The sequence below is a fragment of the Sulfuricurvum sp. genome (assembly GCF_028712165.1).
Lineage (GTDB): Bacteria > Campylobacterota > Campylobacteria > Campylobacterales > Sulfurimonadaceae > Sulfuricurvum.
Genome location: NZ_JAQTQR010000062.1, coordinates 1 through 17365, shown reverse-complemented (window position 1 = coordinate 17365; position 17365 = coordinate 1). Strand labels below are relative to the sequence as shown.

General features: G+C 45.6%; 14 protein-coding genes. 3 read left to right on the top strand and 11 right to left on the bottom strand.

Annotation, left to right across the window (positions count from 1 at the left end):
• Nucleotides 1-870: ATP-dependent helicase C-terminal domain-containing protein (locus tag PHP90_RS10850; RefSeq protein WP_299929565.1), on the top strand; the 870-nt coding region annotated here is incomplete at its 5' end.
• 83 nt (nt 871-953) lie between these two features.
• On the opposite strand, the gene recR is transcribed toward PHP90_RS10850, so the two are convergent.
• The 3 genes from recR to PHP90_RS10835 all read right to left on the bottom strand — a co-directional run bounded on the left by recR (nt 954) and on the right by PHP90_RS10835 (nt 3256).
• The gene (gene recR, locus PHP90_RS10845; RefSeq protein WP_299929562.1) at nt 954-1523 is read right to left on the bottom strand and encodes a recombination mediator RecR; all 570 of its coding nucleotides are present in this window, start codon (nt 1521-1523) and stop codon (nt 954-956) included.
• Between the two features lie 87 nt (nt 1524-1610).
• The gene (locus PHP90_RS10840) at nt 1611-2165 is read right to left on the bottom strand and encodes a hypothetical protein (RefSeq protein ID WP_299929559.1); all 555 of its coding nucleotides are present in this window, start codon (nt 2163-2165) and stop codon (nt 1611-1613) included.
• Complete coding sequence (locus PHP90_RS10835; protein ID WP_299929557.1) at nt 2150-3256, bottom strand: AAA family ATPase; 1107 nt, start codon at nt 3254-3256, stop codon at nt 2150-2152. The genes PHP90_RS10840 and PHP90_RS10835 overlap by 16 nt, the downstream gene beginning before the upstream one ends.
• Nucleotides 3257-3453: 197 nt before the next feature.
• Here PHP90_RS10835 and dnaJ point away from each other — a divergent pair, with 197 nt between their 5' ends.
• The gene (dnaJ, locus tag PHP90_RS10830) at nt 3454-4572 is read left to right on the top strand and encodes a molecular chaperone DnaJ (RefSeq protein ID WP_299929555.1); all 1119 of its coding nucleotides are present in this window, start codon (nt 3454-3456) and stop codon (nt 4570-4572) included.
• Nucleotides 4573-4579: 7 nt separating this feature from the next.
• On the opposite strand, the gene glk is transcribed toward dnaJ, so the two are convergent.
• From glk to zwf, 6 genes are read right to left on the bottom strand one after another with little or no spacing between them, the layout of a single operon-like run.
• Nucleotides 4580-5560 carry a glucokinase gene (gene glk, locus PHP90_RS10825; RefSeq protein WP_299929553.1) on the bottom strand — a complete coding sequence of 327 codons (981 nt, stop codon included), beginning with the start codon at nt 5558-5560 and terminating at the stop codon, nt 4580-4582.
• A 9-nt stretch (nt 5561-5569) separates the two neighbouring features.
• Nucleotides 5570-8764, bottom strand: a complete 3195-nt coding sequence (locus PHP90_RS10820; protein ID WP_299929549.1) for a glycoside hydrolase family 15 protein — start codon at nt 8762-8764, stop codon at nt 5570-5572.
• A gap of 32 nt (nt 8765-8796) precedes the next feature.
• Entirely contained in the window at nt 8797-9420 is a 624-nt protein-coding gene (gene eda / locus PHP90_RS10815; protein ID WP_299929546.1) for a bifunctional 4-hydroxy-2-oxoglutarate aldolase/2-dehydro-3-deoxy-phosphogluconate aldolase, read from the bottom strand.
• A complete protein-coding gene (gene edd / locus PHP90_RS10810; RefSeq protein ID WP_299929541.1) occupies nt 9417-11246 on the bottom strand; it encodes a phosphogluconate dehydratase in 1830 nt (609 codons plus the stop codon). The genes eda and edd overlap by 4 nt, the downstream gene beginning before the upstream one ends.
• The gene (pgl, locus tag PHP90_RS10805) at nt 11239-11931 is read right to left on the bottom strand and encodes a 6-phosphogluconolactonase (protein ID WP_299929538.1); all 693 of its coding nucleotides are present in this window, start codon (nt 11929-11931) and stop codon (nt 11239-11241) included. The genes edd and pgl overlap by 8 nt, the downstream gene beginning before the upstream one ends.
• Nucleotides 11921-13384: a glucose-6-phosphate dehydrogenase gene (zwf, locus tag PHP90_RS10800; RefSeq protein ID WP_299929535.1), complete on the bottom strand. Its 1464-nt coding sequence runs from the start codon at nt 13382-13384 to the stop codon at nt 11921-11923. The genes pgl and zwf overlap by 11 nt, the downstream gene beginning before the upstream one ends.
• 247 nt (nt 13385-13631) lie before the next feature.
• On the opposite strand from zwf, the gene PHP90_RS10795 reads away from it, so the two are divergent.
• Complete coding sequence (locus tag PHP90_RS10795; protein WP_299929532.1) at nt 13632-15371, top strand: HD domain-containing phosphohydrolase; 1740 nt, start codon at nt 13632-13634, stop codon at nt 15369-15371.
• 3 nt (nt 15372-15374) lie between these two features.
• Here the strand turns inward: PHP90_RS10795 and PHP90_RS10790 are convergent, their stop codons facing one another.
• On the bottom strand, nt 15375-16481 hold the full coding sequence (locus PHP90_RS10790) for a hypothetical protein (protein WP_299929529.1): 1107 nt from the start codon (nt 16479-16481) through the stop codon (nt 15375-15377).
• 1 nt (nt 16482) lies between these two features.
• A partial coding sequence (gene ccsA / locus PHP90_RS10785) for a cytochrome c biogenesis protein CcsA (RefSeq protein WP_299929526.1) occupies nt 16483-17365 on the bottom strand: 883 nt, incomplete at its 5' end.

The window sequence follows — 17365 nt, the reverse complement described above, 5'->3', positions numbered from 1 at the left end:
ATTCTCTCACGCGAGGATGATCTCTTCGGCGAAGAGTGGCTCGTAATCGCAGAGAGTGACGGGGATGCAACGATGGCACGGATCTATCGCTGTGCACCGCTGGAGTTTGATCTTTTGGAACGTTTTGGCAATGCACTGTTTGTCACCGAACAAAGCGTTACCTGGAACGCCGATTTTCAGCGTGTCGAGGCGAGAGAGGTTCGACGTCTGGGTGCGATTATTATCGAATCGCGTCCTCTCTCTAATCCTGATAGTACATTGGTAAAACGGACCCTCATAGAGGGTATCCGCTCGCTTGGGTTGCAGGTACTCTTTACCTCGCCCAAAGCCCTCTCGCTCCTCCGTCGCCTCCAAGTGCTCCACCATCATGAGCACTCGTTCGGCGATTTCAGTGACGATACCCTCTTAAACACTCTCGAAACATGGCTGTTGCCCCATCTTACCACCCAAAGCTCACTGCGTGAGTGTGAGGCTCTCGATCTTTCCATGATCCTCACATCGCATCTGTCATGGGATCAGACGAAGCGATTGGACACTCTATTGCCCACCCATTTTACCGCCCCGACTGGAAGCAGTATCCCGCTGGATTATTCCGATCCCGAAGCGATTGTTTTAGCGGTACGGATTCAGGAGGTTTTCGGACTAAGTGAACATCCGAGCGTCATGGAGGGAAAAATTCCTCTTCTGGTTCATCTGCTCTCTCCGGCACGCCGTCCGATACAGGTAACACGGGATTTGGTAGGGTTTTGGAACGGTTCGTACGCGGATGTCAAAAAAGAGCTAAAAGGGAGATATCCGAAGCACTACTGGCCGGATGATCCGCGCGATGCAGAGGCGACGAGTAGAACAAAGAAATATATGGGGAGTTAACTTTGACCGTTCGCCCTGAGCTTGTCGAAGGGTGACATTCATGGTTCGACAAGCTCACCACGAACGGGACTATATGGATAGCTTTAAATACTCACCCGGTCTTCCATCGCTTTGGTCAATGAGAGGATATCGACATTTTCCAAACTCACCCCTGTCGGAACCCCCTGCGCGATACGGCTGAAACGGACATCGCAATTGCTCAGTTTGTCTTCGATATAGAGCATGACCCCTTGGTTGGCGATAGAGGGGGTCAGGGCAAAAATGATCTCTTTTATCCCGCTTTGCACGACACCACGCAGGTGTGCGAGATCGAGTTCTTCGAGAGAATCGAGGACAAAATAACGCCCGTCAAAAAGGGCATTCTCTTCAAACGTCAAAATATCTTTGGCATTTTCGACGATACAGAGAATTTCGTGATTTCGGCGTTCGTCGCTGCAAATAGAGCACAACTCATCTTCACTCAGTCCGCCGCACGATCGGCATTTTTTGAGGCTCGTAATCGCATTTTCGATCGCATGGGCGAGTTTGAGGGCACCGAAACTGTCATTCATCACCATATGATACGCCAGACGGGTAGCGGATTTTTGCCCGATAGTCGGAAGTTGTTGCAACGCATCGACAAGGCGGTTAAATTTCTCTAGGGAACGTTTCATGGACGTATTGTAGCAAAGGTTGTTCCAAATACATTCATGTCTCTTGGCATTTATATTGGGGATAACGAAGCAGACTCCATATGCAGCTTAACTACACTTTTGTTTTTCTAAAAATCTTGAGAGCTGATTGCATTCCACTAATTTTTTATTACCTATTTTAGAGCTAAAAATAAGACTTATATAGCTACTCATATTTTCATCTTCTGCTAAACTAATGCCTTTGCAGTATAAATACACGGTAATTGATTTTGCAGTTTTAACATTACAAAATGCGTCGTCACCATACAGTATAGTCATTGTATCTCTTAGCTTATCATCATGAGACAGTGCTTTATCAAAACAAGCCTTATACATAAGTTCTTTTTTTTCTGATTTTTCCAAGTGAGAAATGCCTGTTAAAAAATCATCCGAAATTTCACCATTGATTGGATGAAAATGTTGGTCGCATTTTTTTCCTGCCAATCTATAATAATCAAGCAAAAAACTTTTTTCTTCTATGAAAATGTATTTATCTTCACATTCCACAACGTTGTCAACGGAAGACATACTTTTATCAGGCTTATATTCATCTAATTTGACGGTAGGAAGCGAGTTTAATTCCTCACAACACCCTTCACTTAAAGAGCTTAGAGGTATTCCCACATTATTTCCTCTAAAGGTTCTAGTAACTCTTCACGCAGTTGTGACCAGTTCGTACCGTCTAAAATTGTATTTGAAACGACACCATTTGTTTCGTTCAAAAGGTTGAATGAAATGCGTTCTCTAAGCTCTTTCTTTTTTGATAATGCATTAAGATAATCAGCCATATATGGGCTATGGGTAGAGAATACAATTTTTACCCCTGCATTCATAAGCTCTATAAACAACTCTACCATTTTCAACTGCCATGTAGGATGAAGATGAACTTCTGGTTCTTCCCAGTATAAGCTAGAACCTTTTTTAAGCGCTTTATTTGTAACAAGATATTGCAGCAATCCTATACTTTTAATTCCTGAGGATGCATTCACTATGTCATAGTTTTTATCATTGGTTTTGAATATAAAACTATCTCCACTATCCTCGATACTACCTTTAATAATTTCTTTCGATTTAGATACAAACGATTTTATAAATTCGTCTTGTTCCTCATCTGTAAACGAATAGTCTTTATCTAATATTTTCAGCAATGACTCGATGTGATAAGGTGTTTTACCTTCTTCTCTATTCATAAATTTTTTAAACTCTAAAATTAAAGGTGTCTCTACAAAAACTACGTTATCCATGATTTCATTTTTGCTGTCTTTAGCTTCAATTCTTAAAATATTTTTTGAATATTTTAAGTTCAAGTTTTCATGACTGATCGAAAAAGTACTTGAAATTTGATTTAAATTATCAAATATTGATACTAAAATATTTTTATATACTTGAGTGAAATTTTTATCTGCCTTCATCTTTAAAGCATCTAATTTTTGCATTTCAAGTATAAGATTCGCAAGTTCATTAAGTTCTTTTGGTGTTAATTTTTCTACTTTAAGATCTTGAATCTTTCCATGTTTTTTAATTATATAATCTATTTTTTCATTTGCATATTCATGTTCAGATTTTAATTTACTAGGTGTTTCATCAATTGCATATAACACTTTCATAATATAACTTTTACCAGTCCCAGGTTTTCCTGCAAATACAGTTATATCATTGATATCGAAATCACTATCAGCAATTTTGGCAAAGTTTTTGAGATTTAAATTGGGCATTCTTCTACTTTCCATAGAAAATATTGAGTTTATTTATTAAATTCTATCTTATTATAGCTAATATAACAACTTACACTATTTACTTTTATCACATCTTTTAGTAACACAGTTTCATCTTTAGTCTATACGACTCAATTAAGCTAACACTCTTTTTGACATGGTATAATTGCGCGAAAATATGTTTTCGGAGTCTATGCGTGGAAAATCTGAGTTATTATGAAATTTTAGAAGTTAGCAAAAGTGCAAACGGTGACGAGATCAAAAAAGCCTACCGAAAAATGGCGAAACTCTACCATCCGGACCGCAATCCGGGTGACGAAACGGCGGAACATAAGTTTAAACTCTGTAATGAAGCGTATCAAGTCCTCAGCGACGATCAACAGCGCTCGATCTATGACCGTTACGGTAAAGAGGGTCTGCAAGGCGGAGGCGGTCGCAGAAGCAGCGGCGGGTTTGATGATTTAGGCAGTATTTTCGAGGAGATGTTCAACGGTTTCGGCGGCGGCGGCGGACGCAGACAGTCCCGTGCCCCAAGTGATAAATTCCCTCTCGATATGGGTGTCGAGATGCGCGTCAGCTTTAAAGAAGCGGTATTCGGATGCGAAAAAGAGGTGACATTTACCACTAAAACGTCGTGTAAAACCTGTAAAGGAACCGGAGCCAAAGAGGGCAAAGTAACTACTTGTAGCCAATGCGGCGGCAAAGGACAAGTGTATGTACGCCAAGGGTTCATGACCTTCTCCCAAACCTGCCCGGCTTGTCACGGCGAGGGGACGATGGCGAGTGAGAAATGCGGCGATTGTAAAGGCAAAAGCTACACCGAGACCAAAGAGAGCGTCACGATCAAAGTCCCTGCGGGTATCGATACCGGCAACCGTCTTCGTGTCTCAGGACGTGGGAATACCGGCAAAAGCGGTGTAAGAGGTGATTTGTATGTCACGTTTGAAGTAGAAGAGGACAGCCACTTTATCCGTAACGGAAATGATATCTATCTCGAAGTTCCGGTATTCTTTACCCAAGCAGTTTTAGGTGAGGATATTACGATCCCATCACTCAACGGTGAAGTGACACTCGAACTCGAAACGGGAACCAAAGACGGACAGCAGTACCGTTTCCGCGGTGAGGGGATATCGGATGTGCATGGTCGCGGTAAAGGGGATTTGATCGCTCAAATCCACCTCACCTACCCGAACCGTCTAAGCTCCGAGCAAGAAGAGCTGCTCCAAAAACTCCAAGAGAGTTTCGGCATCGAATCAAAACCGCATGAAAGCCTCTTTGAGTCGGCATTTGAAAAAGTCAAAGGGTGGTTTAAATAAACCCTTCTTAAAGCCTGTCCACGGCAAAATGGGCGGCTCCCAAGAGAGCCGTCTCAGCGTTAAGCGAAATTTTTACCGGCATACTGCGAAGGAGCATTTCAAAACGCCCTTTTTTCACAAACGCTTCCATAAACGTACCGCTCACCATTACAGGCAAAATTTTAGGGGCAATCCCTCCGCCGATATAAACACCGCCCAGCGACATCGTTTTCAGTGCCAGATTTCCCGCTTCCGAACCGTAGATTTCGACAAACAGCCGCAAGGTCTCAACACATAAGCGATCGTTCTCTTCCAATGCGCATTTACTGATGATCGCACTGCGGTCTTCTCTCTCCGAAATACCGATCATCGCCTCAGGCTCCGGTGCAAAACCGCTCTCAGCCAAAAAATCATAAATCGCGGCAACTCCCGGACCCGATAAAATCCGTTCAATACTGACATGACTCGGATAGCGGATACGCAGCCATCGCAATAAATCATCGTGCTGCTCGTTCATAGGGGCAAAATCGGTGTGTCCCCCCTCCGAACCGACGGGATAGTGCCCTGCTCCGTCCCAAAACAGCATTGCTTCCCCAAGACCCGTACCTGCGGCGATCACGGCACGGTTGGCATCTACTGTATTTCCCGTATTCAGTGTCACGAACTCTTCTTCGCTCAGATAGAGCATCCCGTACGCCGTTGCTTCGAGATCGTTGAGGAGACGGACTTTGTCGGTGCCGAGCTGTGTTTGCAGATCGGAGGTTGTTATATCCCATGGCAGGTTTGTCGTTCGGCAGTTTCCGGCGATTACCGGCCCTGCGATCCCGAAACACGCCGCATCTATCGTCCATTCCGCAATATCCGCTTTAAATGCCGCAAGAACGTCGTTCAGACTTGAAAAAGCACGGCTCTCATACTGCTGAGCTACCCGTATCTGCGGCGTACCTTCGACCATCTCAAACAGTGCCAGATTCGTTTTGGTACCGCCGATATCCCCTGCTAATATCATGTGTCCCCTTTAGCTGTTGTTTTCGTGAGAATGATCGGGAGTGAGCAAATAGACAAACGCTTCGATAAAAGCTTTATCGGTTTCTCTAGGGGAAAGTTTGTAAAACGCATGCCACGCTTCCGCACGCTGTTCATCGTAATTTTCCAGCCCGTGTACCTTCTCCCATGATATTCTAACCGCATGTCCGATCAAAACGTCCAAGATCAAATCGTTCTCAACTCGGAGTTCCGGACTCTCATGCAAAATTCTCGAGAGGCTTTCGATTGCTTCCATATTGAGCTGACGATAATCGGGAGCATGGATACTTTGCAGCAGGGTATCGACACACAAGGCAAAATTGTGTTCGCCTGCGGTTGATTCGAGGGTAAGCTCTGCACCGATACGGCTTTGGATACTGTATTTATCCCCGATAACGAGGCCGTTGCATTGCTGTAACAGATGCCAGATGTTCTTGTAAAACTTCGGGGTAAGCTTACCTATCATCCCCATCTGCTCGCGCCAGTGACCCCAATCCTCTACATCATGCCCCTGCATATCAATACTAATCTCTCCTAAAGTGTCCAAACTCACCGCACCTGAGACTTGGAGATTTTCCTGATCGATTAATTGAGTCACTTCGATTGTAAATGCATTCAATATTCTGCGCAGCCGCTCATAAATGTCATGCGGTGCCAAAGAGATCAAAAGCTCATACGCATCCCCCATAGAGATCCTGAATTCACGTGTAATCTGACCGACAAGAAGCTGGACAAAATACCAGGTACGCAACGTTATCATATTGGTAAACAGCTCCGGTTCACTCCGGATAAGATGCCCTAGATGCAGCAGTATCTCCTGTGTCAATACCCTCTCAGCGGGATTGTTTCCGCAAAATTCGGCAATAATTTTGGTAATTGCCGTACTTTCGTGCGGTTTTGAGAAGGTCGCATTTTCATTGTACGCGCGCCCAACAGCGAGACGTTTTTGACGGATAACGATGTCAAGCAGCGCATCTTCCATACGATCATCGTAGGTTCCGATCAAATCGGCCATACGACGGACTACCGCCCAGTCATGACAGATCGCCGCCGATTCGTATAAACGCTCGGCAATCCTAAAGAGGCTAATCTCTTCTCCCTCGCTCTGCACGGTAAAATCAGCGCCTCTCGATCTCCATAACAGTTTGACGGCATTGGCTTTCAGCTGTGGGTTCACACTGTCCACGAGAACCGCGATCAACGCGTCATCGTTCAGCATCTCCAAATCCTGAAGTTCCTGTGCTGTGAGAGGATGATAACGGTTCAGATTCTCATTCGAAGAGCAAACCTCTTTTCTGAGGGCACTTAGCTCTATCTCTTTGGGTTTAAAACCGCTCAAATGATTGATCCGTTCTCTGTCCGTATGCTGCAATAATTCCTTCATTTCTCCGGTTTGGATCACCAGTGAATCGCATTTTCCACTCTGCAAAGCATTCAAGAGATCTATTACAACATCTTTTTCACTCTCGGCAAACATATCTTCACGTACCAAAAATACGACGATCGGCTGGCCCGGCTGATCCCAGTGTCTGGAAAGAAATTTCAAGGTCGAGCGAAAATGCTCCACCAGCAGTTTGTTGTCGTAACTAAAATAAAAACCCTGCGGATTGAAATAATACGGGAGAAAAACGATCTCTTCTTTCTCAATATCATGAACCCGTGACGTTGCGATTACCCGCATGACGGCAAAAGGGCGGCCGCTTAATCCGAGTTTCTCATTTATCCCAAGCAGGGTATGTACCTCTGAGAGGAGCGATGCGTGCATGATACGAAGCGGTCGTAACTCCTCGGGGGTTTCGCTTTGGACTCCATACTGTGAGAGTTTTTCTTTAATAGAATCATTTTCAGCCAGTATTGCCACCATCGGGTGGATTTCTCGTTTATGCCCTATCCGTTTGGATCGGCGCAGAGGATCGATATCGCTCGGATGCAGCAATCCGTCGAAAATCATATCGGAGAGGATATACAAACTCTGCGCCCATACCAACGGGACATTTTCATTTGCATACCGTACCTGAGAGCCGGGGTTGAGCTTTTCATCGGCGATCCGTTCTTTCGGGACGATATAGAGCTCCGGTAAAAGCATTTCTCCATCGTGTTCGACAAACAATGGCGCAAGCCGTTCACGCCACTCTCTCGCTTCGTCGTGATTTTCACGCATCAGTGCATCGAGAAGCAGATAGGTGAAAAACAGAGGCCACTCCGACTCAATGTGTTCAAATTCGCGCAGCTCTGCAGGCTCGTAATAGAGTCTGGAGACATCTTCGACGGCGCTTTGGTGACCATCAAGTAAAAACCGCTTGCAGCCATAGCGGCCTGAGAGTTTTTTGATGATCTTATCCCGCGTCAGCTGAACCAGCTTTTCATCCTCAACCGCGTAGCCGGGATAGCCGATGATGCTCAACAGTGCCGCATCGGTCTCTTTGGAATTGGATTCACGCGGAAGCAGCCCCTGCAAGGTAAAGCGAGAACGGGCGATATCACTCGAAACCACATGTATGACACCTGCCTGACTCATCACAGATCCAAAAAGATTAAACCCGTCAATCGCTTCAAGAGCCGCTTTCGCCATCCCTACCGAGCTGCAGTTGATCTCTGCCGCACCGTGATTGATTTTGTTCCCTCTTTCCCAGATTCCGTAATCGGGAGTACAGTAGGTACGGCTGATGTAATGGACGAGATTTTGGACAAAGTTCACCTCATCGATCGTATAAATAATTTCCAATCCCGAAGCGATCATCTGTGCCATCATCAATACAAAAAGAGAGGTCGCATCGAGCTGTAGGTGTCCCCATTCATCATCTCCGACCACCGGCAATCCTGTGTGGGTACCGTACTTCGCATGCAGTGCATCAATCGGATTGAGCGAATATTTGAATGCTTCGACATGGTTGGATTGGCGCATCATTGCCATGAGCAAACCGCGCATCAGCTTGACGACACTCTGGCTTAAGACATAACTGCGATAATGTTCAGGATAGTATGTACGATACGAGATAGCCAGCCCCCATACGCTGAGGATACTGTAGACATTATCCCTCACCCATGCATCGGTATAATCGCCGTGGGCATTGACTGCGGTACTCGCCGGCAACAAACCCGTAATCGGGTCTTGGCGGGATAATATGATCTTCTTGATCGTATAAAAATGCTTCTCTAGGGAAGCGTAGGTTGTATCATCATTCATTTATCTTCTGTTTCTCCGTTCTCTGCTGCGTCTTATTTTAACCGGTCGAATGCCTCTTTGCATAGGTTCGTGATCGATTGAAAATTCTTTTGTGCTATGGCATCTTTAGGGACAATCCAGCTCCCTCCGACACATAATACGTTGCCGAGCTTTAAAAAATCGGTAAAATTCTCCCCGTTAACACCGCCCGTCGGGCAAAACTGCATTGAACCAAACGGTCCTGCAAACGCTTTTAGTGCTTCTATTCCTCCGGCAACCGTGGCAGGGAAAAGTTTACACTGCTCGAATCCGCCGTTAGAGGCCATCATTACCTCGGATGCGGTGGCAACACCGGGGATAAACGGAGTATTCATCTCCCGTGCACTCTGCATCAGCTCTTCGCTGATACCTGGGCTGAAAACGAACTGTGCCCCATGTTCGACCGCCTGAGCAAAGGATACACGGTTCAACACAGTTCCTGCACCGACATGCATCTGCGGACGCTCGGCAGCAATCGCTGAAATCGCGGCAAGTCCCGCACCGGTGCGAAGGGTGATCTCCATGATGAAAATCCCCCCTTCCATCAATGCATCCGCAAGCGGCAAGGCATCTTCTGCCCGCTCTAGTGCAATTACCGGAACTATCGGGGAAATCCCCATAATGTCACGCGGATTCATCCTCTCTCCTTGCCGACGATATCAAAAATGGAACCGCCCTCTTCCGCACATGAGACCGAAGCACGGATGGTACTGAATAATTCACGTCCGAAACCGTGCCGATTACCGCTTAGATCAGGTGGAATGATAGCACGTGCTTCCAGCTCTTCCGCAGAAACCAATAACTCCAGCGAACCGTTTTCGACGTCGAGCCGCAAACGATCACCGCTCATCACTTTGGCCAGGATTCCGCCATCCGCTGCTTCGGGTATCAGGTGGATCGCCGAAGGGACTTTTCCCGAAGCCCCAGACATCCGTCCATCCGTCACAATGGCTACTTTGAATCCGCGATCTTGCAAAAGACCCAACGGAGGCATCAGGCCGTGAAGTTCAGGCATCCCGTTCGCCTTTGGTCCCTGATAACGAACAACTGCGATAAAATCGTGATCCAGTTCTCCGCGTTTGAACGCACTTTGAAGTTCTTCTTGGGATTCAAATACAAGAGCATCGGCTTCAATCATGTATCCATCGGGTTTAAGTGCAGAAGTTTTGATGACACTACGCCCCAGATTGCCGCAAAGGAGCTTCAATCCCCCCTCAGGGCTAAAGGGCTCTGAAATCGATGCAATAACCCCGCTATTACGCGACAAACGCGCCCCTGACATAAATCCGAATACACCGTCAGTAATTGTGGGTTCCACCATGTAACGTTCCAGTCCTCTGCCGACTACCGTTTCCACATCCGGATGGACAAGTCCCCCCTCTAAAAGCTGTGCAATAACGACGCTCATCCCACCTGCATCACGGAAATGGTTGACATCAGCCTGACCGTTGGGATACATACGGCACAGCAGCGGGGTCACTTTCGATATTGCATCAAAATCGTCCCAATTGAGACTTATTCCCGCCGCTTTGGCCATAGCAATCAGATGAATCGTATGATTGGTGGATCCCCCCGTTGCCATCAGCCCGACGATCGCGTTGACAAAACTCCGTTCGTCGACTATATTTCCGATCGGTTTGTACTCGCCGCGCCCTTCGATCAGGGTAAGAATCGTTCTGGCCGCTTTTTGGGTAAGTGCCTCGCGCAAAGGGGTGTTGGTATTGACAAAAGAGCTGTTTGGGAGTTGAAGACCCATCATCTCAAGAAGCATCTGGTTCGAGTTTGCGGTACCGTAAAACGTACACGTACCGCTGCTGTGATACGATGCAGCTTCCGCTTTGAGCAGCGCATCTTCACTTACGGCCCCTATGGCATAGCCTTGACGGATTTTCGCTTTTTCCGCATTACTGATCCCCGATGGCATCGGACCTGCCGGAACAAAAAGTGCGGGAAGATGACCGAATGCCAATGCACCTATCATCAATCCCGGAACGATTTTATCGCATATCCCCAGATACAATGCCCCGTCATAGACGTTATGAGAAAGGGCTATCGCTGTCCCCATAGCAATATTATCACGGCTGAAAAGACTCAGTTCCATTCCCGGCTGTGACTGCGTTACCCCATCGCACATAGCCGGAACTCCTCCGGCCACCTGTGCGGTAGCACCCGATTCCATCAATGTCCGTTTGATCAATGACGGATAGAGTTTGTACGGTTCATGCGCAGAGAGCATATCGTTATAGGCAGTGACGATCGCGATATTGGGCTGAGACATATGGGACAGCGAATCTTTCTCTCTCTCATCCATCGGAGCCATCGCATGGGCAAGATTGCTGCACCCCAAACGCTGACGGTTGACGCCGTGCACCGATGCGGCTTTTATGCGTTCAAGATAAAGAGCTCGCGTGTGTGCAGAGCGTTCAATGATTCGGTCAGTGACGGTTCGGATTACTTCATGCATAATAGACCTCTATTTCTTTAATCTTTTGATGCAAAAATGCGCGGATCGGCATCGCTAGTGCATCGTTTCCACGCAATGCTTCTTCAAAAACCAAACGTTTTTGCTCCCCTTCGAAGTGGAGATAGAGATGGCGTGCACTTATAATAGCGGAAAAGGTTAAACTCATTCTCGGATTGGGAGCCGTTTGCGGTGTTATCGAGATGCACAGACTTTTATTGTTCTCATCCAAACCTTCCGAAAGCTTGGAATTATGGGGAAATAACGATGCGGTATGGGCGTCGTCTCCCATTCCCAAAACGCACACGTCGATAGGCCACAACTGGCTTTTAACCCTCTGGGAGCATTCATTCTGTGCTTCATCCGCATTTAGACCGGCGCAATACAATCCTACAAAACGGGCTTTTGAAGCATAAGCCTGAAGTAACACATCCCGAACCAACTTTTCATTGCTGTCAATGTGTTCAGGATTCACCCATCGCTCATCACACAAGCCGATACGGACATTTTCCCATGCGATAGGTGTCTCGCTAAGACGCTTAAACAATGGTTTTGGGGTGCTTCCGCCGGATACGAGCAGTACCGCACTCCCATTTTCTGAAATCGCCTGTTCCAAATCGGCAATGATCGCTGCGCACAAGGCGCTGAGCAATTCATCCGAATGAGCAAAGGGGTGATTATTCGCCATTCCAGTTCACCCCGTCTTGCACCACCAGCTGAATCGATGCACTCGGGCCGTCGGTACCAGCTTGATAGTTTTTCATCGGGACAACATTGTCTGCCCAACCCTGCAATATCACGTCTGCCCACTTCCATGCCGCTTCCACTTCGTCCAACCGCATAAAAAGGGTCGGATTGGATCGGATGACATCGAGAAGAAGCCGCTCATAGGCTTCGGGTTTCCGTGCTTCGTTGATCGGTGAGTTCAGTTCCAACTCAACCTGTTGAAGACGCATTTGATCACTCAATCCAGGGATTTTATTCATCAGTTTGAGTTGGATACTCTCTTTGGGCTGGAGTGATATCACCAATTTGTTTTGAGAGATGCAGCTCCCTTTGTTGGCAAAAATAGAGTATGGGATACTCTTGAACTGAATCACGATTTCCGAGTTTCGCTTAGACATCCGTTTGCCGCTTCGAAGATAAAACGGGACGCCGTGCCATCGCCAGTTATCGATATCGACACGAATAGCGGCAAAGGTTTCGGTAGTACTTTCAGCCATTCCCGTCCCCTCCCGGTATCCCGGTACCAATTTGCCGTCAATCGAACCCGGAGTGTACTGTGCACGTACTGTTTTTTTCTCAATATCCGCAGGGCTCATCGATCTCAGAGAACGGAGCACTTTCACCTTCTCATCACGCACACTGTCGGCTTCCAACGAACACGGCGGCTCCATCGCTATCAGACACAGCAGCTGCATCAGGTGGTTTTGGATCATATCGCGCATCGCACCGTACTCATCGTAATATCCCCATCGCCCCTCAACTCCGACACTCTCTGAAACGGTAATCTGAACGTGGTCGATGTTGTTTGCATCCCATAACGGCATAAAAAATCGGTTCGAAAAACGCAGTGCCATAATATTTTGAACCGTATCTTTGCCCAGATAGTGATCAATACGGTAGATCTGTCTCTCCTCAAAATATTTCAATACCTCGACATTGATTGCCCGTGAAGAGATAAGGTCTCTTCCGATCGGCTTTTCAAGTACAACGCGGCTTTGCGGTGAAATGAGATCCCACGTTTTGAGCATTTTACAGATCGTTGCAAAAAAATCGGGAGCCGTAGAGAGATAATTGACCCGTTCACGATCCGGATACGTATCCAGAAGTGTTTTAAGACCTGAGTAGCTCTCTTCCTCATCAAAACTGATGGTTACCATATGAAGCTGTGAGAGGAAACGCTCAAACTTCGATTCGATAAATGCTCCCGCTCCTAAAAATTCATCTAATTTGGTTCTCAGCAATGCTTCATGCTCTTCATCGCTCATATGCTGACGCGTTACAATAACGATTCGGCTCTCAATCGAGAGATAACCGTCATTGCTCAGATGATACAGTGCCGGAATCAATTTTCGAAATGAAAGATCCCCGTGTCCGCCAAAAATAATAATATCACATACATTGTCCATCGTTGCCATAGTCTTCTTCCTCAATCATAAAAGTTAGTAAATCAATATCATTGTAAATTGCATTTTTTATACACTACTCTTTCGGGAGAGTTTAACTCAATACAATTCTATACCAATTTACGATACAGATGGGTTGCGAAAAGATCAAAATATAGACAATACCCGATAAATATCATCAAAAGTGCATTATTTAAACTGTTTTATATAAACTGCCGATATCATTAATATAAATATTTTTATCTTTTGGAAAGGTGACATGAAATCACAAGAAGAACAGCTTTCCAAAATATTTATCGTAATCGGTGTAATATGGACCTTTTTTATTGCTCTGATGATCGTGTACTTAACCTACCAACGATATCAGCAAGTCCAAGAGCTTGCACTGCTTGAAGCGAAAACCAGTACCAATAAAGACATTGCCTATCGCAAATGGGTTGCAACGCACGGCGGTGTGTATGTCCCCATCACCGAAGAGACACAACCTAACCCCTATCTCAAAGTCACAAATCGTGATCTCAATACCACATCCGGACTGCAATTAACGCTCATCAATCCTGCTTATGCCCTGCGTCAGATGACCGAACAATACAGTTCCCTATACGGTATCAAAAGTCATTTATCCAGCGATAAGTTCATCAATCCTAAAAATGCTCCGGATACATGGGAAAACAAGTCGCTTCAAACCCTCCTCAAAACCAAACAGGACGTGTATGAATTTCATACCGTTAACAACCAAAAGTTCCTTAGTTATATGACCCCTTTCTTTGTTAAAGAAGAGTGTATGAAATGTCATGCTGAACAAGGATACCGAATCGGAGATATTAGAGGGGCATTAACAATTACCCTACCGATGGGCCGGTATGATGATATATTTTTTAAAGGGCTTATCTCTACTATCATCATTTTGCTCTTGGTATGGATATTAGGGATGATGAGTTTTAGATGGGGATATCGATTTTCCTATTTGCATACTCAGGAAAAAATAAATCTTTACGAACAAAATCTTTTTTCGCTTGTATCGCTTATCGAACAAAGAGATAACTATACTGCTGGGCACGGAAAACGTGTCGGAGAGTATTCACGGCTTATTGCAGCACAAATGGGGCTCTCTGCTGCGCATCAAGAGGAGCTGTTCCGTGCAGGTGCGCTGCATGATATCGGTAAAGTTGCGATCCCCGATTCTATTTTATTAAAACCCGGAGCACTGGAACCTATCGAGCGGGTCCTGATCGAAGAGCACGTTAATGCCGGATATACCCTTTTGAAACGGGTAGATATCTTTTCTTCTATCGCAGAAATTATCCAATATCACCACGAAAGGCTTGACGGAAGCGGGTATCCGAATAAAATTTCCGGAGACGCTATCCCTCTGCTTTCACAAATAATGGCAGTAGCCGATTGTTTTGACGCTATGACAACTACCCGTATTTATAAAGGGAGAAAATCTTTAAAAGAAGCATTGGAAGAACTCTCTTCCCTAAAAGGGACTAAATTCCGTTCCGATATCATCGATGCGACGATGATTGCACTTGCGAATGTATCTCTGGAAAGCAGCCATTCCCAGCGCCCTACCACACCGCTGGAAATGGAGCGCTTTTCGTATTTTTACAAAGATTCCCTAACAGGTGCATACACCCCTGCCTATCTCAATTTTCTCTTTTTTGAACCCGACTTTGGACAATATCGGCAAATGTGGCTCATCAATCTCGGAAATATCGGCCATTTTAACAAAGTGTACGGATGGGCAGAGGGGGATAATCTACTCAAGCGTTATGCTCAAATGATTCAAGAACGTTATCCGAATTTGCCGATTATCCGATTTCAGGGGGATGATTTTATAATTTTCCGAAAAGATAATCAAAAGCCGTTAGTGGATGAGTTTTATGCGGATTGGTTAAAAGAGATTAATATAGTCGTGTCCGTATCCGCCATCGTACTGGATACTGAAAGCACCCGCGATCTGGATACATTGCATTCACGTTTAGCCAAACGTTAAATGCTAGATGACCCACTCAGCGGCAGATTCTGTCGCTGGAGGCGGAAGCATCTGTACAAAATTATGCACTTCTTTGATCAAAGAGAGTTGTTGCGCGTTGAGCCACTCTTGTAAAAGAGATCCATTTGGGGTGTCATAGGTGATTTGGAAGGCCGATTTCATCAGCTTCTCTTCATTTGCCAATGCCACCGTATAAAGCCATGTCACCATCACCGATATATGTTTTGAACCCAATGAAAGATGCGCTGTAATCGTTTTACCTTCCAAGTGCGATAATGCGATCAAACTCTCGGAATCACCGGTCTCTATCGCTATTGCCCTCTCCGATACATCCCGCAGCGGCAATTGAAACCGTTTTTTGTCGACAGTCACAACCATAGTGTCCTGATCATTGGCATGATATCGTATAACGTTTCGCTGATGAAATGCACGAGTTATGACGTGCAGGTTATTTAGAGTGACGGTACCGATTGATAAATCGTAATGCGTTAGCGTTGCCGCTATCATGGCATTTCGTTTAAAGCCAAATAACCACTCTGCACCGTTATGGGCTGCTATAAGCTGCTTTTTGTCGACTTCAAGCGTAATACATTCTTTATCAATCATTCGGATAAGGGCATAGCCTTTGATCGGGATCCCTTTGTACAAAACAATCGAAGGGATCTTAACTTCTTCATACATACCCAGAGTCTGCTTCAATAAGAGATAAATGTCCTGAGATTCTGCATCACTCGGAGCCAGATGTGTTTTCTCTCTCAGTTGGCGCAGCGAGTGCGCTGAATCCACGGCATCGATCGATTTATCATTGAGCCGTACTATGACAAAAACGGTTATATCATCACGTTCGGAACGCTCAATCTGCATAATACGATCGCGATACCAAAAGAAATCGTTTTCCGATAAATAGTCATACATTGAGAGGTGGGAAGGATTTTCCAAACTGAGCATACTGCCGATAATCTGAATAACGTCATCACCGGGAATGTTTCCTAAAGTAAGAATATTTCGGAGATGATCGTTTACGAAGAAGAGCTGTTGTTGTTTAAAAAAAATCACCCCGACAGGGAGATTTTTATAGGCGCTAAAAAGTTCTTTTAACGCTTCAGTCATACTATTTTGTGACCCGCTTTGGGTAGGCCATGGCAATCACGATGAAGATCACCGCGTATGTCCAAGGAACGAAATCCGGTACCGGCACTGGATCGCCTTTGGCATACGAGTGCATACCGGCGAGATAATAGTTGACTCCGAAGTAGGTCATCAATACCGAAGTAAACGCCAACAAAGAGATGACGCTGTAGGCATAATCGGTATAAAGACCTTTGATAAACCGAATATGGATAACAACTGCATAAACCAGAATCGTTACCAATGCCCATGTCTCTTTCGGGTCCCATCCCCAATAGCGTCCCCAGCTCTCATTCGCCCAAACGCCTCCGAGGAAATTTCCGACAGTCAAAAGAACCAAACCGAAAATCAAACTCATCTCGTTAATTGCGTTGAGTTCTTTGATCGCAAGGTTCAGGCGATCTTGATTATGCGGTTTTTTGAGAATAAAGAGGATGAGGGTAATCATCCCCAACAATGCACCCAGACCCAAGAACCCGTAACTCGCCGTAATCATAGCAACGTGGATAGCCAGCCAGTACGATTGGAGTACCGGAACCAGATTGGTCACCTGAGGATCCATCCAGTTTAGATGGGCGACAAAAAGGATTAATCCTGTCATGATCGATGTAGCCGCCATCGTCATTAACGATTTACGAGAAAAGATAAATCCGGCTAACACACTCGCCCATCCGATATAGATCATCGATTCATATCCGTTTGACCACGGAGCATGACCCGCGATATACCAGCGCATAATCAAACCTGCCGTATGAGCTAAAAAGAACCCGATCAAGAACCCGAACGAAATCTTGCGAAGCCATTCCGCACTAAATCCGGGTTTGAGAATTTTAATAAACGACAATATCAACAGCGTAAACCCTACT